The organism is Bacillus sp. EKM208B (assembly GCF_011800725.1).
Lineage (GTDB): Bacteria > Bacillota > Bacilli > Bacillales > Bacillaceae > Bacillus > Bacillus velezensis.
In genome coordinates this window covers 37,602-56,005 of record NZ_JAANHO010000014.1, presented here as the reverse complement: position 1 = coordinate 56,005, position 18,404 = coordinate 37,602, and the positions used below count along the sequence as shown (strand labels likewise).

The window sequence follows — 18,404 nt, the reverse complement described above, 5'->3', positions numbered from 1 at the left end:
AAAAAGACATTTCAGCGAGTTGAGCTGCCTGTATGCTGCTGTTATATTGAAACTGTTCATCATCACCCCTTCCCCCGTTTGAACCGGCTGTATCAGCCGGTTTTTTTAATGAGCGGACACTTGACAAATGTGAGTGTGTGCGATAATTTTGCACAAAGGAAACTTTTTGTCCTGTATCAATCATTTGTTCTTAAATATAAAGAATTGTCATAAGACTGACATCAACATCACATTTAAAAGAGAACGGGACAAAGGAAAGGGGACGGATATGAAAAGAAGCAGTGTAATGGCGTCTGTGCTGATGATTTGTTTTGCATTGTCTTCATGCAGCTCTGAATCTTCAGGCGGACAAAAAGGAAAGCTTACGATTACGGCTACCACTTCTCAGGTGGCTGACGCCGCTGAACATATCGGCGGAGACCATGTTGAAGTGACGTCACTGATGGGGCCTGGAGTCGACCCGCATCTTTATAAAGCATCACAAGGAGATACGAAAAAATTAACGGAGGCGGATGTTGTTTTATACAGCGGACTTCACTTAGAAGGGAAAATGGAGCATATGTTAACGAAAATCAGCCGGCAAAAACCGTCTGCAGCAGTGGCTGAATCAATACCGAAGGAGAAATTGATTCCAGCGGGTGAGAATATGTATGATCCGCATGTATGGTTCAGCATTCCGTTATGGCTGTATGCCGTTGACGAAATCGAAGCGCAATTAAAAAAAGCAAAACCGGAATATGCAGACGACTTTACAAAAAACGCCCAAGAGTATAAAGAGAATTTGAAATCTTTAGATAAAAAATCGAGAGAAAAGATCGGGACAATTCCCGAAAAAAGCCGTGTACTAGTTACAGCACATGATGCCTTTGCGTATTTTGGCAAGGAATACGGATTTGAGGTCAGAGGACTTCAAGGGCTGAGCACTGACTCTGATTACGGACTGAAAGATGTTCAAAAGCTTGTCAGTCTGCTTGCGGATAAGGAAATTAAAGCTGTGTTTACGGAAAGCAGCGTATCGAAAAAGTCAATAAACGCGGTTGTTGAGGGCGCCAAAGAAAAAGGTCATGATGTTTCGGTCGGCGGCTGGCTGTATTCAGATGCCATGGGCGAAAAGGGGACAAAAGAGGGCACGTACGCCGGTATGTTCGCCCATAACATAGATACGATTGTCAGCTCATTAAAATAAACAGGAAGGGAGAGAATGACGTGTATCCTGTCAGCATTGAAAATGTGACGGTAGCCTATCACAAAAAACCGGTCCTGCAGAACGTCACCATGCAGGTGCCGGAAGGAAAACTGATCGGGATTATCGGGCCGAACGGAGCCGGAAAATCAACGTTGATAAAAGCTGTTTTAGGATTAACGCCAAGCGCCTCCGGAACGGTCTCTATTTATGGGAAATCATCAGAAAAGGAGCGGAAGAGGATCGGCTATGTTCCGCAGCGCGGTTCTGTGGATTGGGATTTTCCGACAAGCGCTCTGGATGTCGTTTTAATGGGAAGATATGGGCATATCGGCTGGTGCAGGCGTCCGAAAAAACGTGATATTGATTTTGCTGAAGCCTGTTTGGATAAGATCGGTATGCTTGATTATGCCAAAAGGCAGATCAGCCAGCTTTCAGGAGGCCAGCAGCAGCGGGTTTTTCTGGCCCGGGCTTTATGTCAGGATGCGGATATATACTTTATGGATGAACCGTTTGTGGGAGTTGACGCCGCTACGGAGCGGGCGATTATCACGCTGTTGACGGAATTAAAACAAAAAGGAAAAACCGTGCTCGTCGTCCATCATGACCTGCAGACGGCAAAGGAGTATTTCGATTGGATGCTGCTGCTGAACATGAGAAAGATTGCTTTCGGACCGACTGAACACGTGTTTACAATCGAAAATTTACAAAAAACGTACGGAGGAAGGCTTGCATTTTTGAAAGATCACCTCCTGGCCGAAGGGGGAACGGGCTGATGGCGCTGCATCATATATGGCTTCAGCTTCAGGAACCGAATACCCAATGGGTGTTGGCGGGAACTTTGCTTCTCGGCATGGCAAGCGGCGTGCTGGGAAGCTTTGTGCTTCTCAGGAGGCAGAGTCTGATCGGCGACGCCATGGCTCATTCGGCTTTGCCCGGAGTATGTCTTGCGTTTCTCATTGCCGGAGAAAAGACGATGCTGTTCTTCTTGATCGGAGCGGCTGCCGCGGGGCTTGCTGGAACTTGGTGCATCCAGAACATCACGGAGCATTCAAAAACGAAGGAGGATTCTGCGATCGGCATCGTATTGTCCGTGTTTTTCGGGATCGGCATTATTCTTCTGACCTATATTCAAAGACTCGGTTCCGGAAGCCAGAGCGGGCTTGATTCTTTTTTATTCGGTCAGGCGGCGTCACTCGTTAAACAGGACATTGTCATCATCGGAGTCATTTCTGCCGTTCTGCTTTTGTTGTGCGCCGTCTTTTTTAAGGAATTTAAATTGATCACATTTGATATGGCATTTGCGAAAGGGGCGGGACTGCCTGTCAGGTTTCTGAACGGACTGCTGGTTTTTTTAATTGTTTGTGCGGTTGTGATCGGGCTGCAGACGGTCGGTGTCATCTTAATGGCGGCCATGCTTATTACGCCGGCGATCGCCGCAAGGTATTGGACGGAGCGTTTAACGGTCATGATCGTGCTGTCCGGATTAATCGGCGGGTTATCCGGTGTGGCGGGAACGCTTTTAAGTACGACGACGGACGGTATGGCGACCGGGCCGTTAATTATTTTAAGCGCGGCTTCCGTTTTTCTGTTTTCTCTATTATTCGCTCCGGATCGCGGACTGGTGTCAAAGACGGTTAAACTTTTCCGGCTGAGAAAAAAGACCGCTTTTGAACAAACGCTCTCAGCTATTTACGAAATGAGTGAACAAACGAATGAAACCTCAGTCACCGGGCAGATGTTGAAAAAAGAATGGGAGCGCCCTATCAGGAAACTGGAGAAAAAGGGATACCTCAAGCGCAGCGGAGCCGAACAATGGCGGATGACGGAGGCAGGGCTGACGAAGGGATACGAAATTGTCTTATCACAGCGCATGTATGAAGTTTACCTCATGCATGAAACGGAACTGGCCGGTATAGAAACGGCCGCCAGGGACGAATTTCATCCGGATCTTCTGCCGAAAGAACTGAAAGAAAAGCTTTTGCAGCTTTTACGATTGCACGGGCGAATGCCGAATGAATCACTTCAAAAGGAGAAAGGAGGCGCTTACAATGAGTTATGAAGCGTGGATTATCGCAACGGGAATATTAGTCGGCGTGAGCTGCGCGTTAATCGGCACTTTTCTTGTGCTGAGAAACATGGCGATGCTTGCTGACGCGATCAGCCACACGGTGCTGCTCGGAATTGTCGGCGCTTTCCTTGTGACGGGAGCCCTTAACGGAATTCCGATGTTTATCGGAGCTGCGGCATCCGGGCTGCTGACGGCTTTTTTCGTACAGTTTCTGCACAGTAAAGGCGTGCAGTCTGACGCGGCTATCGGTGTCGTCTTTACGTCCTTGTTTGCGGTCGGCGTCATTCTGCTGTCTGTATACGGCAAACATGTACATCTTGATATAGAACATTCGCTTATGGGAGAAATTGCTTTCGTTCCGTGGAATACAGCTCAGCTGTTCGGCGCTGATATCGGCCCTAAAGCGTTTTGGATGATTTTATCTGTGCTTATCATCAATGTGCTGCTGATTGTCTGCTGCTATAAAGAATTTAAAATCGCCGCCTTTGACCCGGAAATGGCGATAGCCATCGGCATTCCTGTCCTGGTCATTCATTATGTGCAGATGGGTATGCTGTCGCTTACGACGGTTGCTTCTTTTGATTCAGTGGGAGCGGTTTTAGTCGTTGCGATGCTGATTGTACCGCCTGCAGCCGCCTATTTACTGACAAACCGCCTTTCTTCCATGCTTTTCATCAGCGCGGGTATCGGCGGGCTGTCAGCCGTATTGGGATATGGCGCCGCCACATGGCTCAACGTGTCAATTTCAGGTGCGATGGCTGCGATGACCGGCGTGTTTTTTCTGCTGGCCTTTCTGTTTTCTCCGGCTCAAGGGCTGATTTCAAAAAGGCTTGCGGCGCGGAAATTAAAAAGAGCTGTATAAAACAGCTCTTTTCTTTTATAAATCATGCGGTTTAAAGGTTTTGCAATCCGTTTCTTCACTTTTTTCAGCGGTTTCGCCTGTATGGCTGACCACATAAATAGCGTCGGCCGTGCATTTGTTTCCTCTGCCCCAATATGAACAGTTATTGACTTCACACAGAATTTTTTGGTCCATGCTGGCTCCCCTCCAAGATAAAAGGTACGCCATTAGTATGAGCCGCCTTGATTTCTGTTATTCCTCCTGGCGGATATAACGTCTGTCTTTCATAAAGAGCTTCCAGAAGAAATAAAACCCGGGAAACAAAATGATGAAAGCGACGATATACGTCATAAACAGCGCCCTGAAGGTTGCCGGCTCCGTAAATCCTGACATGACCGTAATATCCGGATAAATCATATAAGGAAGATGCGCCCGTCCGTATGCATAGCTTGCCAGAAAGTATTGAAGCGCAATGGCGATCATGGCGATTCTCGGTTTGCCGAGGTTGCGGCCGAAGCGCTTATTCGGCAAAAACAGAGCCACGCCGGCAATGATAAATGTAATGACAGACAGAATGAGCCATGTCTTGTCTTTCATCATCCCCGTATACAGCCAGCCGGCTTCAGAGCGTAATGTCAGCATAATGAAGAAGGCAAACAGAAGCGACAGCGGCCCTGTTAGTAAAGAGCTCCGTCTGTAGATGCGGTACGCATGCTCCTCTTCCGCAACATTTGAAAAATCGGCCAGAAGCAGTGAAGATAAAAATAAAGTGCTTAAAATGGCAAAGCCGATAAACGCATACGCATTAAGGCTTGTAAAGACATTTTCCAAATTCAGGTGATACACGCCGCCCGTCTTCTCAATAAATCCTCCGTGTGTGACCGGAAGGACCAAAATCAGAACAGCGGGAATAATGAAGCCCGAAATTCCGGAGATATATCTCATGATTTTTCTTTCCTTCGCAGTATTGGAGAAGACGAGAAAGCCGCTGCGGATGGCCAAAAGCAGCAAAATAATACTCCCCGGGATCAATAAAACGGTTCCCAGCACGAAGGTTGCCCCTGGAAAGAAGCTGAATAGGGCGACAACGATCGCGACGATAAAGACGTTGGTCACTTCCCATGTCGGGGACAAATAACGGTTGGCGATGTTTGTCGCCTTTGTTTGTTCTCTATTTAAATAAATCATCGACCAAAAGCCTGCTCCGAAGTCCATCGTTGCCATGACCGCGTAGATAAACACGAAGCCCCATACGATTGATATCGCAATGAGAGCATCCATGGTAATGTCCATTTCAATTCAGCCCTTTCTATTGTTAGGATTCCGCCGCTTTTACATCCTCTTCAACAGGATGTTTGCGGAAATAATAAAGCAGCACATAAATGACTGCGGCTGCCAAAATGGCGTAAACGACCGTAAACAGGATGAACAGCAAACCGATTGAACCGGTTGTCGTGACGACATCAGACGTTTTCAAGAGATGGTAAATCACCCATGGCTGCCGCCCCGTACAAGCGAATATCCACCCGAATTCAATTCCGATCAGACTAAGCGGTCCTGCGGTTAAAAATAAAATCAAAAGCCAAGTCGGAAAGCTGTCTTTCTTTAAAATTTTTCTCCAGACGATGCCGACGATTGAGTACAAAATGAGCAGCATCCCGATGCCGACCATTCCGTTAAAAAGTGTATGGATGAATAAAGGCGGCCACTCGTCTTTCGGAAACGCGTTCAATCCTTTGACGACGGTATCAAAGCTGTTTGCAGCCAAAAAGCTTAAAGCCCACGGTACTTCTATCGCCCATTTTACTTTTTCTTCTTTTGCGTCAGTAAAACCCCCGATCGCAAGCGGAGCGTGTGATCTAGTTTCAAACAGCCCTTCTGCGCCCGCAAGCTTCTCAGGCTGGTATTCGTAAAGAAGCTGGGCTGACTCGTGACCGTTTAAAGAGGCAAGAATGGAAAAGATTCCGCCGATCGTTAAGGCGAGCAGCAGCGCTTTTCGGTGAAAGCGGTATACCTGCTCCTGTTTTCTCGTTCTCAGCATTTTATAAGCCGCAACTGACGCAACGATAAATGCACCGGTCATGAAAGCCGTCAGTACGACATGGCCCGCGGTGGTGAAAAAGCTTGGATTAAAAAACGCTGCCCAAGGTTCGACGTCAGTGATTTTGCCGTTTAAAATTTTAAAGCCGGCCGGCGTTCCTTCAAATGCGTGAACATTTGTGATTAAGACGGCGGATGCCGCGGCGCCGATCAAAACGAAAATAACGGCAATGATGCGCATCGCCGGAGTCAGCCGGTCAGCGGCGTAGACATAAATGGACATAAACAGCGCTTCGATAAAGAAAGCATAAATTTCAATCTGAAACGGGAGTGACATCACCCTGCCGATGACTTCCATGAATCCGGGCCACAAAAGGGCAAGCTGTGTACCCGCGATCGTTCCGGTCGGTATCGCCACGCCGAGCAAAACAGCCTGCGCCTTCGTCCACCTTTTCGCCATAATGGCATAATGCGGATCTTTTGTTTTCTGATAAATCAATTCAGCCATTAAAATCATCAGAGGCAAGCCGACACCAAGCGTCGCAAAAATAATATGAAAGCCCATGGTTGTCCCGAACAGGCTTCTGGCTAACACTAAATCATCCACGATCATAAACCGCCTTTCTAAATTACCGTTTTATGTAATGTGGTTATATTATTTGCTGAAGCGATTAGATTATTCTTCTGATTCCATATATGTGCAGGGTTTAGAAACCAAGGGATCAGGGCATATATGATTGACAAGCGGTTATTTAAGGTTTAAAATAAAACGTAATTATTACGATTTGTGAAAGGGAGATCAGCATGAAAAAAGATATTCATCCGGATAACCATCAAGTGATTTTTCAAGATGTGAACAGCGGCTACCGCTTTTTAAGCCATTCAACGAAAACGTCAGAGGAAACGGCAGAGTGGGAAGACGGAAAAATATACCCGCTGATTAAAGTAGAAGTCAGCTCAGATACGCATCCGTTTTATACAGGCCGCCAAAAATTCAACGAAAAAGGCGGGAGAGTCGAACAGTTCAACAAAAAATACAATATGGGGAAATAAGACAAGCCCAATGGGGTTTGTCTTATTTATTGAGCACTTTGTCATCTCGTGCGGGGAGTGACGAATTGACCCGTCTTATGTTATATTGTGAATAAAAAAGCAGAAAGGAAACACCAAGATGAGTCTTCTAAACGATATCATGCAATTTAATGAGCAGTTCACTAAAAACAAAGATTATGAAAAATACCAAACATCTAAATTCCCGGATAAAAAGATGGCGATTTTGTCTTGTATGGACACGCGTCTTGTAGAATTGCTTCCGCATGCGATGAACATGCGAAACGGCGATGTGAAAATTATTAAAAGTGCCGGCGCGCTTGTCGCCCACCCGTTCGGAAGTATCATGCGCAGCCTTTTAGTGGCCGTATACGAATTAAACGCCGATGAAGTCTGCGTTATCGGCCACCATGATTGCGGCATGAGCAAAATCAACAGCGAGGATATGCTTGATAAAATTATCGACCGCGGTATTCCGAAAGAGCGGATTGACATGCTGAAGCACTCAGGAGTTGATCTTGATCAATGGCTGAAAAGCTTTGATTCAGTAGAAGCGAGTGTTACAGACAGCGTAAACGTCATTAAACACCATCCGCTATTCCCTGACAATGTGCCGGTGCACGGTCTGGTGATTGATCCTGAAACCGGTAAACTTGATCTGGTGATCGACGGCTACCAGCATATGGACTAATGTTTTTGTTTTTTGTCCGGTACGGGATCAACACCGCCCGGATGAAAAGGGTGGCACTTTAAAATCCGCTTCAGTGTCAGCCATCCGCCTTTTAATGCGCCGTGAGTCTTGACGGCTTCGATTCCGTACTGTGAACACGTCGGATAAAAGCGGCATGACGGGGGTGTCAGCGGAGAGATGAACTTCTGGTATCCGCGGATGAACGCAATCATTATGGTTTTCATCAAAAAACCACCTTTCTGATGCTAGTATAGAAAAAAAATTTCAGATTGAAAAGCTTCCGCCACAATTCTTATCGGAAAACTGTGTTATAATGGATGCATATTCTGAAAAAAAGGGAGTGCCATTATGCCTTCAGTAGAAAGTTTTGAGCTTGACCATAATGCGGTTGTGGCTCCGTATGTAAGACATTGCGGAGTGCATAAAGTCGGAACAGACGGCGTCGTGAATAAGTTTGACATTCGCTTCTGCCAGCCGAACAAACAGGCGATGAAGCCGGATACGATTCATACGCTTGAGCACTTGCTTGCGTTTACGATTCGCACACATTCTGAGAAATACGATCACTTCGACATCATAGATATCTCACCGATGGGCTGCCAGACAGGCTATTATCTTGTTGTCAGCGGCGAGCCGACAGCGGAAGAAATTGTGGACCTGCTTGACGCTACGCTGAAAGAAGCCATCGATATTACGGAGATTCCGGCGGCCAACGAAAAACAGTGCGGCCAGGCGAAACTTCATGATTTAGAAGGCGCGAAACGTCTGATGCGTTTCTGGCTGTCACAGGATAAAGAAGATTTGCTGAAAGTGTTCGGATAAAAAACAGGCCTTTTTGCTGACATGCAAAAAGGCTTTTTTACATATTTCTAAAAAATGTCACACCTTGTGTGTAAGCGTTTGCTAAAATAGAAGCAAACATAAAGGAGTGATGGGATGAAACGGGCTGTATTGGCAGGTATGTGCGGTATGGTATTTCTATTATCTTCCTGCGGGGGTAATTCGGACAAAACCTCCGCGGATGAGGAGCCTAAAGCGCTTGAGGTCAAGCTTACAGGACCGGAAACGGCAGCACCGCATGAAAAAGCGGAATACAAGGCGGAGGTTTTTTACGGCGGCAAGCGTGTCACGGATGCGGATGAAGTCATGTTTGAAGTATGGAAAGAAGGAAAAAAAGGCAGCAGCAAAACAAGCAAGGCCAAGGAGGAAAAAGGGGCGTATCACCTGCGGACTGAATTTGATGAAGAGGGTGTGTATACCGTTCAATCCCACGTAACGGCAAAACAGCAGCATAATATGCCGACTGTAAAAGTGCGTGTCGGGGATGCTGAAGCTGCCGATGATTCCTCCGGCCATAAGGAACAGACGCATCATCATTAAGGATTTTTTTTATCCGTCAAGCCTTTTGATGCGTCCTCCGGCGGGTCAATCGTATGTTTTACATTATAAGCTCTTACAGTCGACCAGATGGATAAAAGCAGCACGGCGAGCACGATAAGAAAGCCGAAGCTCAGAAGAAGCAGCATGAAATCCCTCCTTTTTAACAAATCATAACATATTTTCCATCCGTAAAATCAAGGGCTAAAAATTTATGTTTTAACACACGATATATAGGGTATATCAATAGTAAACCAAAGGAGGAAGATAGGCATGTCAGAAAAACTATTGGATGCAGTCAATAAGCAAGTTGCAAACTGGACGGTCATGTATGTGAAATTACATAACTATCATTGGTACGTCAAAGGGAAGGACTTTTTCACATTGCATGAAAAGTTCGAGGAGCTGTATAACGAAACGGCTACATATATTGATGATCTGGCAGAACGTCTGCTGGCATTAAACGGCAAGCCGATCGGCACAATGACGGAATCATTGAAGACAGCGTCTGTAAAAGAAGCGGAAGGCAATGAGAGCGCAGAACAAATGGTACAGAACATTTATGATGATTTCACTGTCATTGCGGAAGAGCTGAAAAGCGGCATGGACCTCGCAGATGAGGTAGGAGACGAAACGACCGGTGATATGCTGCTTGCCATTCACCAGAATATCGAGAAACATAACTGGATGCTGAAAGCGTATTTAGGATAATCAACAAGGGAAGACCGGGGCTATAAAGCACTCGGTCTTTTATTTGGCTGCCGAAGAGAGGTGTTGTCCATTTTTCTGAAAAATCCAGTCCGTTCCATTCACTTTTCATAGAATAATGTAAGGCCGTTTCTGTGAAAGGATGTTGGATCAAGTGGGCAAAGACTTTGGCATCTTTTCGTTTTTTGCAGTGATCGTGTCGGCAGCGGGGTTTTTCTTCGGAGGTTTTCAGTATTCGTTTCTGATTTTGCTATCGGTCATGGCGATTGAGTTTATCAGTACAAGCTTAAAAGAATCTCTTTTGCAGCAGCTGAGCGCAAGAAAGCTTTTTGCGCGGCTGGTCAAAAAAATCGTGACCCTGGCATTAGTCTCAGTTTGCCATTTTTTTGACCAGCTGCTTCATACCGAAGGCGCCATCCGTAATTTGGCTATCATGTTTTATATCTTATACGAATCGGTTCAGATCGTGATTACGGCAAGCTCGCTGGGCATACCGGTTCCGCAGGTGCTCGTCGACCTATTGGATACCCTGAAAAATAAATTCAAGCGCAAACCGTAACATTTGCTTCAAAGGAGGCTATACTAGCGGGTATGATGGTTTTCCTCTGAATTTTTGATAAAGGGCTTCCGAACAAACGCAACTGTGGTATGATGTATGGAAGATATGAAGGAACGGATTAGAGGGATAAACATGTACGAGTTTAAAGACTATTATCAGAACACTGTTCAGCTCTCCTTTGAACACCAGCCTTTTTCAGACAGCCCGAAGCACGTATGGGTCATATGCCGATATGGAGATAAGTGGCTTTTGACCGAGCATGAAGACCGGGGGTTTGAATTTCCGGGCGGAAAAGTGGAGCCGATGGAATGTGCGGAGGAAGCGGCCCTGCGCGAGGTGAAAGAAGAAACCGGTGCCGCGGTAAGACATCTGAAGTACGTCGGACAGTATAAAGTTCTCGGCAGGGAAAAGGTAATCGTGAAGAATATTTATTTTGCCGATATTGAAAAGCTTGAAAAACAGGCTGACTATTTTGAAACAAAGGGGCCGGTGCTGTTCAGCGAACTGCCGGAGAATCTCCCCCGAAATAAAAAATTCAGTTTCATTATGAAAGATTCGGTGCTTCCGATCAGTCTGAAAAAGCTGAAAGAGGACGGCGTATTTCAATCATAAAAACGAAGACCCGGCGTTTACGCACGGGTCTTTTTTATATTTTTCCTTTCGTCCATTTTCTTTCTAACAGTTCGACTCCCTGATACATCAATGTTGCAAAAATCGCGATGATCAGAAGGCTTAAGAACACAAGAGTGAAATTGAAGACCTGGAATCCGTAAATGATCATGTAGCCCAGACCTTTTTCGGAAACGAGAAACTCGCCGACGATGACACCGACCCAGGATAAACCGACGTTCACTTTAAGCGCGGAAATAATCGCGGGGGCGCACGCCGGCAGAATGACTTCTTTAAACATGATGCTTTTTTTCGCTCCGAAGGTTTTCATCACCTTAATATAGTTTTCATCCACTTCCTGAAAAGCCGTAAAGACGACGATTGTCGTGATAATGACACTGATGACTGCTCCCATGGCGACAATGCTTGTGAAATTCGGTCCGAGTGCCACGATGAGAATCGGTCCGAGTGCGACCTTCGGCATCGCGTTTAAAATGACGAGGTACGGGTCTAAAACCCGGGCGAGCCTGTTTGACCACCATAACAGAGCGGCGAGGCATGTGCCGAGGAGCGTGCCGAGCAAAAAGCCGAGAACGGTTTCGCCTAAGGTAACGCCGATGTGCGCCGCAAGGGATCCGTCCGCAATCTTTTCAACTAAAAGCCTGCAAACGGCGGAGGGTGAGCTGAAGATTAACGGATCGATCCAGCCCGCCCTGCTCGATATTTCCCATCCGGCAAAAAATACGATGAAAATGGCGGCCTGATACGCACGGATCCGGAGCTTTTCTTTTTGGTGTCTTTTCTTAAACTGCTGATGAAGCTGTTCAATCGTGCCGCTGCTGTTTTTCAAGGGAATTCAGCTCCTTCCATATGGTTTGAAACAGCGGCTGAAAGGCCGGATCCTGACGCGCGTCAAACGGATCTAAAGCCGCGAGCTCCTTAGGCACGGTGAATATTTGGTGGATGGTGCCCGGCTGATTCGAAAATAAATAGATCGTATCGCTCATGGCGATGGCTTCACCGATATCGTGGGTGACGAGCACGGCGGTTTTTTGAAAATCCTTTAATGTTCTGAAGACAAGGTTTTCTAAAGAAAGCTTCGTTTGAAAGTCCAGCGCGGAAAACGGTTCATCAAGGAGCAGCAGGCCCGGGTCCGGCGCAAGAGTTCTGGCAAGTGCCGCCCGCTGCCGCATCCCGCCTGACAGCTCTTTCGGGTATTTTTTTTCAACGCCGATTAATCCGAGCTTAGGCAGAAGGCTGAGAACTTCAGCTCTTTTTTCTTCTGTTAATGTTTTTGAAATGTGTAAACCGAGCAGCACGTTTTCCTCAATTGATTTCCAAGGAAATAAATAATCCTGTTGAAGCATATAACCGATTTGGTGTTCTTTATGGTTCGGCACGCTTCCTTCAATCAGCACCCGGCCTTGCGCAGGGGTGATAAGGCCGGCCAGAATGGACAGGAGTGTTGTTTTTCCGCATCCGCTCGGCCCGAGAAAGGAGATGAAATCCCCTTTTTCAATCTGAAAATGTATATCTTTCACGGCGGTTGTCTTTTCTTTCAGCGAGAAATAAGTATGTGTTACATGATCCACATGTAAAAAAGACATTCATGTTCCTCCTATTGTTCTGAGGTGACTTTTTGGGCGATTTTTGTGTTGACGAGTTTGCTGTACGGAATGTGTTTCGGGAGCTCTCCGGCTTCATCCATAATAGATTGAAGCTGTTCCCATTCATCCTTTTGCAGAACTGGGTCTGCAGAGAATGACTTTTGTTTTTTATAGCGCTCTATTGATGTTTCGATAATGGCCGGATCAGTATCGGCAAATTCCTTCTGAATCGTTTTTGCGATGTCTTTGGCCGGATGGCTTTCCACCCATTGCTGGGCGCGATAGATGGCGCGGGTGAATTTTTCCGCCGTCTTTTCATTGCTTTTCAAATAACTTTCTTTTGCCATAAAGGTTGTGTATGGCACTTGGCCGGAAGCTTCTCCGAAGGATGCGACGATATGGCCGATGCCTTCTTTTTCAAATTGGGATGCCGTCGGTTCAAACAGCTGCACATAATCACCCGTTCCGGATGCGAATGCGTTGGAAATATTGGCGAAATCAATGTTTTGAACGAGGTTAATGTCTTTTTTCGGTTCTATGTGATTCTTTTTCAGGGCGTACTCACCGGCCATTTGGGGCATGCCGCCTTTTCGCTGGCCGAGAAATGTTTTTCCTTTTAAATCGCTCCATTTGAATGATTTCTCATCCTTCCGTGACACGAGAAATGTGCCGTCCGTCTGTGTCAGCTGCGCGAAGTTGATGACCGGATCTTTTGCTCCCTGCGCCTCCACGTAAATGGATGTTTCAGAACCGACCAGCGCGATGTCAGACCCGTTTGACAAAAGCGATGTCATCGTTTTGTCTCCGCCCCATGTTGTTTGAAGTGACACTTGGAGCCCTTCTTTTTTAAAGAAACCTTTTGTTTCAGCGACATACAGAGGCGTATAGAAGATGGAGTGTGTGACTTCCGCCACCTTTACCTTCGTCAGACTTTCTTCCTGTCTGCAGGCCGGAAGAATGAGCAGGAAAAAGGCGCATATGACAAAAACGCAGCCCGTTTTGAGCCATTTGTTCACGGTGTAACCTCCTTGTTTTAAGCGTTTAAATAACCTTTTCTGCTTTACATATCGTATGATGGGTATAAAAAATGTGTGAGTGCCCATATTCACGTTGGGAAAGAATAAAAAAACTGATGATATAAGGAGGCTCATTGTTTTGCTGGCAGAAAAGAAAAGGTTCCCGTCTCCGAGTCCGCATGTCCGCCTCTTTGCGGTATGCTATGAGTCAGAAGGGCTGAAGGTAAAGGGGCTCCTTGCCGAGCCTGCTGAGCCGGGAACATATGACGGTTTTTTATATTTGCGCGGCGGCATAAAAAATGTCGGCATGGTACGCCCCGGAAGAATCGTTCAATTCGCTTCCCAAGGTTTTGTCGTGTTTGCGCCTTATTACAGAGGCAACCAGGGCGGCGAGGGAAATGAAGATTTTGCGGGAGAGGACAGAGAGGATGCGTTTTCCGCTTTTCGCCTGCTTCGGGAGCATCCGAACGTCAGGGAAGGGCGGGTGCATATTTTCGGTTTTTCCCGGGGCGGAATCATGGGGCTTTTGACCGCAATTGAAATGGGGCATCAAGCGGCTTCGCTCGTATCATGGGGCGGTGTGAGCGACATGGTGCTTACTTATGAAGAGCGGAAGGATATGCGGCGGATGATGAAGCGGGTGATCGGAGGCACGCCGAAAAAGGTGCCGGATGAATACAGACGGCGTTCGCCGTTTGAAAAAGCAGACCGCATTCAGGCCCCTGTGCTGCTCATCCATGGAGAGAATGATGAGAATGTTTCGATCGAACACGCCCGAATGATCGAGGACAAGCTGAAAGAGGCGGGGAAACGGGTGGAAACTTGGTATTACAGCGGTTTTACGCATTATTTTCCGCCGCAGGAAAACAGACGCATTGTCCGGCGGCTGGCGGAATGGATGAAGACACGGTAAGATGCCTGATTTATGATATGATAATAAAGAATAAGAGAATGAAAGGGGATTTTCATTTTGGGAATGCCTGTTGAATTTAATACCATGATTGTGACAAAAGGCAATGAAAAACGGATAGAGGAAAATATCTTTTTATTGGAGAAAGAGGGCTACCGCATCTATCCTCTTGATATTCCGATGGACGTGCGCAAAACGAAAACCGGCGAGAAATCCGGCACCGGCGAGGTCCAAAAGCTCGAATGGGCGAACGGCCGGACAAGCATTACATACAGACTCACGTCGCTTCATTCGACAAACTGAAAAAACAAAAGCCGAGGGCATAAACGCCCTTGGCTTTTTTGATTACACGAGAGGTCCGCCGGCTTTGGCAATCGAGTCTGCAAGGGAAAACTTTTTAAAGTTTTCTTTAAACTCATTGGCTAAAAACAGCGCTTTTTCGTTGTATGCTTGTTTATCGCTCCATGTGTTTTCAGGCTGAAGAACTTCATCCGGAACGCCCGGAACATGAACGGGACTGCGCAGGCCGAAAATGCTGTCTGCCGTCATGTCAGTCTGGTTCAGCCTGCCTTCAATAGCGGCCCTGACCATCGCTCTTGTATACGAAAGTTTCATCCGTTCTCCGACTCCGTACCCTCCGCCGGTCCAGCCTGTGTTGACCAAGAAGACTTGAACGCCGTGTTCGTCGATTTTATGCCCGAGCATTTCGGCATATACATGCGCCGGAAGCGGAAGGAACGGTGAACCGAAGCACGTCGAGAAAGTCGTTTGCGGAGATGTCACGCCGCGCTCGGTTCCCGCGAGTTTACTGGTGTACCCGCTTAAGAAGTGATACATCGCCTGTTCCTTCGTCAGTTTGCTGATCGGAGGGAGCACACCGAATGCGTCCGCCGTTAAAAAGACGACCGCCTGCGGATGGCCGGCAATGCTCGGCTGCACGATATTGCCGATCATCTCAATCGGATATGCGGCTCTTGTGTTTTCCGTGTAGAAGGAATTGTCGTAATCCGCTTCACCCGTTTTTTCATCAAGCACGACATTCTCAAGAACAGACCCGAAGCGGATCGCACGAAAAATCTGCGGTTCTTTTTCCTCGCTCAGATTGATACATTTAGCGTAACATCCGCCTTCAATGTTGAAAACGCCGGAATCTGACCAGCCGTGCTCGTCATCGCCGATCAGTTTGCGGTCCGCATCGGCTGAAAGCGTCGTTTTCCCTGTGCCGGAAAGACCGAAAAACAGGGCGACATCGCCTTTTTCACCGACATTGGCTGAGCAGTGCATCGGCAGTATATCCTGCTGCGGAAGCAGGAAGTTCATAATGGAGAATATTGATTTTTTCATTTCTCCGGCGTATTCGGTGCCGCCGATTAAAATGACGCGCTTTTCGAAAGAGACAATGATAAATGTTTCCGAATGCGTGCCGTCCGTCTCCGGATCTGCTTTAAAATGCGGAGCCGAGAGAATGGTGAAAGGCTGCGCTTGCGGATCTCTTTCATCCGTCTCCGGTCTGATAAACAGCTGGCGTGCGAATAAATTGTGCCACGCAAATTCATTTACGACCGTAATCGGGAGTCTGTATTTTTCATCCGCTCCTGCGAATCCTTCAAAAACAAACAGTTCATCCCGCTGTTTTAAGTAGCTGACGACTTTGGCGTACAGCTTTTCAAACGCCTCTTCAGAAATGGGCTGATTCACCGCGCCCCAATCAATTTGATTTTCTGTGCTTTGTTCACGGACGATAAATTTATCTTTAGGTGACCTGCCTGTATAAGCGCCGGTGGTGGCGCGTACGGCGCCCGTTGATGTCAGCGTTCCTTCATTTCGGCTGATCACTTTTTCGGTAAGTTTTGGAGCCGATAAATTATGATGCACATTCGGACTTGCAAGTAATGCTTGAAGATCTGCGGTTAAATCAACTAATTTCATAAAAACCTTCCTTTGCCGGTTTATTTGTATTTCGCTGAATGTGGAATTAGTATAACATATATCTGAAAATAGTCTATACTATTTGCGGTTTTTTGTTTGTGTTTTTCCATTGCTTCCCGAAATAAAGGCGCGTAATCGCTTTAATTCATATTGACACTTTCCGCCCTTTTACGATAAGATATTTCATTGAGCGGATACTCTTATCCCGAGCTGGCGGAGGGACAGGCCCGATGAAGCCCAGCAACCGGTTTCTCTGTAAAAAAGCAGGTGAAAACACTGTGGGAAACCAAGGTGCTAACCTGATGCAAGGTTTAATATTTTCCTTGAGCGATAAGAGTGAAAGGCACACAGACCAAACCCTTTCCTCGAGTGGAAAAGGTTTTTTTATTTCATAAAATATGCCAATTAACATTCTCTGATATAGTATGACATTGTATTAAGAGGGAGCGAGTTCCGTATCATATGAGAAGGTCTTGCAAAAGATCTTTTTTCAGGAGGAAAAGTGAATGAGTAAAAACCGTCGACTATTTACATCTGAATCTGTTACTGAGGGTCATCCGGACAAAATCTGTGACCAAATTTCTGACAGTATCTTAGATGAGATTTTAAAAAATGACCCGAACGCGCGCGTGGCCTGCGAAACATCTGTAACGACAGGACTTGTGCTGGTAAGCGGAGAGATTACTACATCAACATACGTTGACATTCCGAAAACAGTCCGTGAAACGATTAAAGAAATCGGCTACACACGCGCCAAATACGGATTTGATGCGGAGACTTGCGCTGTTTTAACATCAATTGATGAACAGTCTGCGGATATCGCAATGGGTGTCGATCAGGCTCTTGAAGCGCGTGAAGGCACAATGAGCGATGCTGAAATCGAAGCAATCGGAGCGGGAGACCAAGGCCTGATGTTCGGTTATGCGTGTAACGAAACGAAAGAGCTTATGCCGCTTCCGATCTCTTTGGCGCATAAATTAGCCCGCCGTTTGAGCGAAGTCCGCAAAGAAGACATTCTTCCGTATCTTCGCCCTGACGGCAAAACGCAAGTTACCGTTGAATATGATGAAAACAACAAGCCGGTCCGCATCGACGCGATCGTTATTTCAACTCAGCACCACCCGGAAATTACGCTTGAGCAGATTCAGCGCAATCTGAAAGAGCATGTCATTAATCCTGTCGTGCCTGAGGAACTGATCGATGAAGAAACAAAATACTTCATCAACCCTACGGGACGTTTCGTAATCGGCGGACCTCAAGGTGACGCGGGTCTTACCGGCCGTAAAATCATCGTTGACACATACGGCGGATATGCACGCCACGGCGGCGGCGCATTCTCCGGTAAGGATGCGACGAAGGTAGACCGTTCTGCGGCATACGCTGCGAGATACGTAGCGAAAAACATCGTGGCAGCAGGCCTTGCTGATTCTTGTGAAGTGCAGCTTGCATACGCAATCGGCGTAGCACAGCCTGTTTCTATTTCCATCAATACATTTGATACAGGAAAAGCATCTGAAGAAAAACTGATCGAAGTCGTACGGAATAACTTCGACCTGAGACCTGCCGGCATTATTAAAATGCTTGATCTGCGCCGCCCGATCTATAAGCAGACTGCTGCTTACGGCCACTTCGGACGTCATGATGTGGATCTTCCTTGGGAGCGTACTGACAAGGCGGATGCGCTTCGCAAAGAAGCACTAGGAGAATAATTTTATAGCCGCTTACTTAAGCGGCTTTCCCTTTTTGTAGATGCTGCCATGCTTATTTTTACATAGCGTGAAACCAATGGCGTAACAAAGCGTCTATAAAAAGG

23 protein-coding genes and 1 riboswitch are annotated in these 18,404 nt (G+C 46.8%); of the genes, 14 read left to right on the top strand and 9 right to left on the bottom strand.

Annotated features, from left to right (window positions below):
* Positions 1-268: 268 nt before the first annotated feature.
* Genes G9F75_RS18485 through G9F75_RS18470 form a run of 4 tightly spaced genes read left to right on the top strand, consistent with a single transcriptional unit; the run spans position 269 to position 4,116 of the window.
* The gene (locus G9F75_RS18485; protein ID WP_029974111.1) at positions 269-1,186 is read left to right on the top strand and encodes a metal ABC transporter solute-binding protein, Zn/Mn family; all 918 of its coding nucleotides are present in this window, start codon (positions 269-271) and stop codon (positions 1,184-1,186) included.
* A gap of 20 nt (positions 1,187-1,206) precedes the next feature.
* Positions 1,207-1,959, top strand: coding sequence for a metal ABC transporter ATP-binding protein (locus G9F75_RS18480; RefSeq protein WP_072177721.1), 753 nt, complete (start codon positions 1,207-1,209; stop codon positions 1,957-1,959).
* Positions 1,959-3,245: a metal ABC transporter permease gene (locus tag G9F75_RS18475; protein ID WP_017418425.1), complete on the top strand. Its 1,287-nt coding sequence runs from the start codon at positions 1,959-1,961 to the stop codon at positions 3,243-3,245. Before G9F75_RS18480 ends, G9F75_RS18475 begins: the two co-directional genes overlap by 1 nt.
* Positions 3,235-4,116 (top strand): metal ABC transporter permease, encoded by an 882-nt coding sequence (locus G9F75_RS18470; protein WP_061862507.1) that lies wholly within the window; start codon positions 3,235-3,237, stop codon positions 4,114-4,116. Before G9F75_RS18475 ends, G9F75_RS18470 begins: the two co-directional genes overlap by 11 nt.
* 15 nt (positions 4,117-4,131) lie before the next feature.
* Here the strand turns inward: G9F75_RS18470 and G9F75_RS18465 are convergent, their stop codons facing one another.
* Genes G9F75_RS18465 through G9F75_RS18455 form a run of 3 tightly spaced genes read right to left on the bottom strand, consistent with a single transcriptional unit; the run spans position 4,132 to position 6,742 of the window.
* Positions 4,132-4,290 carry a DUF1540 domain-containing protein gene (locus tag G9F75_RS18465; protein ID WP_007408842.1) on the bottom strand — a complete coding sequence of 53 codons (159 nt, stop codon included), beginning with the start codon at positions 4,288-4,290 and terminating at the stop codon, positions 4,132-4,134.
* A gap of 57 nt (positions 4,291-4,347) precedes the next feature.
* Positions 4,348-5,388, bottom strand: a complete 1,041-nt coding sequence (locus G9F75_RS18460; RefSeq protein WP_021494497.1) for a cytochrome d ubiquinol oxidase subunit II — start codon at positions 5,386-5,388, stop codon at positions 4,348-4,350.
* Positions 5,389-5,410: 22 nt separating this feature from the next.
* Positions 5,411-6,742 carry a cytochrome ubiquinol oxidase subunit I gene (locus tag G9F75_RS18455; RefSeq protein WP_025649757.1) on the bottom strand — a complete coding sequence of 444 codons (1,332 nt, stop codon included), beginning with the start codon at positions 6,740-6,742 and terminating at the stop codon, positions 5,411-5,413.
* Positions 6,743-6,939: 197 nt separating this feature from the next.
* Here G9F75_RS18455 and G9F75_RS18450 point away from each other — a divergent pair, with 197 nt between their 5' ends.
* The gene (locus tag G9F75_RS18450) at positions 6,940-7,188 is read left to right on the top strand and encodes a type B 50S ribosomal protein L31 (RefSeq protein WP_167409302.1); all 249 of its coding nucleotides are present in this window, start codon (positions 6,940-6,942) and stop codon (positions 7,186-7,188) included.
* 118 nt (positions 7,189-7,306) lie between these two features.
* Positions 7,307-7,876 carry a beta-class carbonic anhydrase gene (locus tag G9F75_RS18445; protein ID WP_003152233.1) on the top strand — a complete coding sequence of 190 codons (570 nt, stop codon included), beginning with the start codon at positions 7,307-7,309 and terminating at the stop codon, positions 7,874-7,876.
* Here G9F75_RS18445 and yidD read toward each other — a convergent pair.
* Positions 7,873-8,100, bottom strand: a complete 228-nt coding sequence (yidD, locus tag G9F75_RS18440; RefSeq protein ID WP_007408838.1) for a membrane protein insertion efficiency factor YidD — start codon at positions 8,098-8,100, stop codon at positions 7,873-7,875. The two genes, G9F75_RS18445 and yidD, sit on opposite strands and share 4 nt — an antisense overlap.
* 124 nt (positions 8,101-8,224) lie before the next feature.
* Between yidD and G9F75_RS18435 the strand changes: the two genes are divergently transcribed.
* Both G9F75_RS18435 and G9F75_RS18430 read left to right on the top strand, forming a co-directional pair.
* Positions 8,225-8,698 (top strand): S-ribosylhomocysteine lyase, encoded by a 474-nt coding sequence (locus tag G9F75_RS18435; protein ID WP_003152237.1) that lies wholly within the window; start codon positions 8,225-8,227, stop codon positions 8,696-8,698.
* 114 nt (positions 8,699-8,812) lie between these two features.
* On the top strand, positions 8,813-9,256 hold the full coding sequence (locus G9F75_RS18430) for a FixH family protein (protein WP_029974113.1): 444 nt from the start codon (positions 8,813-8,815) through the stop codon (positions 9,254-9,256).
* Here the strand turns inward: G9F75_RS18430 and ytzI are convergent.
* Positions 9,253-9,402, bottom strand: coding sequence for a YtzI protein (ytzI, locus tag G9F75_RS18425; protein ID WP_007408836.1), 150 nt, complete (start codon positions 9,400-9,402; stop codon positions 9,253-9,255). The genes G9F75_RS18430 and ytzI overlap by 4 nt on opposite strands.
* A gap of 124 nt (positions 9,403-9,526) precedes the next feature.
* Here ytzI and G9F75_RS18420 point away from each other — a divergent pair, with 124 nt between their 5' ends.
* The 3 genes from G9F75_RS18420 (at position 9,527) to ytkD (ending at position 11,132) form a co-directional block, all read left to right on the top strand.
* On the top strand, positions 9,527-9,964 hold the full coding sequence (locus tag G9F75_RS18420; protein ID WP_007408835.1) for a Dps family protein: 438 nt from the start codon (positions 9,527-9,529) through the stop codon (positions 9,962-9,964).
* Positions 9,965-10,115: 151 nt separating this feature from the next.
* Positions 10,116-10,520: a phage holin family protein gene (locus tag G9F75_RS18415; protein WP_007408834.1), complete on the top strand. Its 405-nt coding sequence runs from the start codon at positions 10,116-10,118 to the stop codon at positions 10,518-10,520.
* 132 nt (positions 10,521-10,652) lie between these two features.
* Positions 10,653-11,132 (top strand): RNA deprotection pyrophosphohydrolase, encoded by a 480-nt coding sequence (ytkD, locus tag G9F75_RS18410; protein ID WP_003152244.1) that lies wholly within the window; start codon positions 10,653-10,655, stop codon positions 11,130-11,132.
* Positions 11,133-11,166: 34 nt separating this feature from the next.
* On the opposite strand, the gene G9F75_RS18405 is transcribed toward ytkD, so the two are convergent.
* From G9F75_RS18405 to G9F75_RS18395, 3 genes are read right to left on the bottom strand one after another with little or no spacing between them, the layout of a single operon-like run.
* Positions 11,167-11,979: an ABC transporter permease gene (locus G9F75_RS18405; protein WP_109567149.1), complete on the bottom strand. Its 813-nt coding sequence runs from the start codon at positions 11,977-11,979 to the stop codon at positions 11,167-11,169.
* The gene (locus G9F75_RS18400) at positions 11,954-12,736 is read right to left on the bottom strand and encodes an ABC transporter ATP-binding protein (protein ID WP_003152246.1); all 783 of its coding nucleotides are present in this window, start codon (positions 12,734-12,736) and stop codon (positions 11,954-11,956) included. The genes G9F75_RS18405 and G9F75_RS18400 overlap by 26 nt, the downstream gene beginning before the upstream one ends.
* 11 nt (positions 12,737-12,747) lie before the next feature.
* A complete protein-coding gene (locus G9F75_RS18395; RefSeq protein WP_022553651.1) occupies positions 12,748-13,752 on the bottom strand; it encodes an ABC transporter substrate-binding protein in 1,005 nt (334 codons plus the stop codon).
* A gap of 139 nt (positions 13,753-13,891) precedes the next feature.
* Here G9F75_RS18395 and G9F75_RS18390 point away from each other — a divergent pair, with 139 nt between their 5' ends.
* On the top strand, positions 13,892-14,665 hold the full coding sequence (locus tag G9F75_RS18390) for an alpha/beta hydrolase family protein (protein ID WP_094296101.1): 774 nt from the start codon (positions 13,892-13,894) through the stop codon (positions 14,663-14,665).
* 57 nt (positions 14,666-14,722) lie between these two features.
* A complete protein-coding gene (locus G9F75_RS18385; RefSeq protein ID WP_094296100.1) occupies positions 14,723-14,965 on the top strand; it encodes a DUF2584 domain-containing protein in 243 nt (80 codons plus the stop codon).
* 42 nt (positions 14,966-15,007) lie between these two features.
* On the opposite strand, the gene pckA is transcribed toward G9F75_RS18385, so the two are convergent.
* Positions 15,008-16,591 (bottom strand): phosphoenolpyruvate carboxykinase (ATP), encoded by a 1,584-nt coding sequence (pckA, locus tag G9F75_RS18380; RefSeq protein ID WP_167409301.1) that lies wholly within the window; start codon positions 16,589-16,591, stop codon positions 15,008-15,010.
* A gap of 197 nt (positions 16,592-16,788) precedes the next feature.
* Positions 16,789-16,928: riboswitch (SAM riboswitch) on the top strand.
* A 169-nt stretch (positions 16,929-17,097) separates the two neighbouring features.
* Here pckA and metK point away from each other — a divergent pair.
* Entirely contained in the window at positions 17,098-18,300 is a 1,203-nt protein-coding gene (gene metK, locus G9F75_RS18375) for a methionine adenosyltransferase (RefSeq protein ID WP_003152253.1), read from the top strand.
* Positions 18,301-18,404 lie beyond the last annotated feature (104 nt).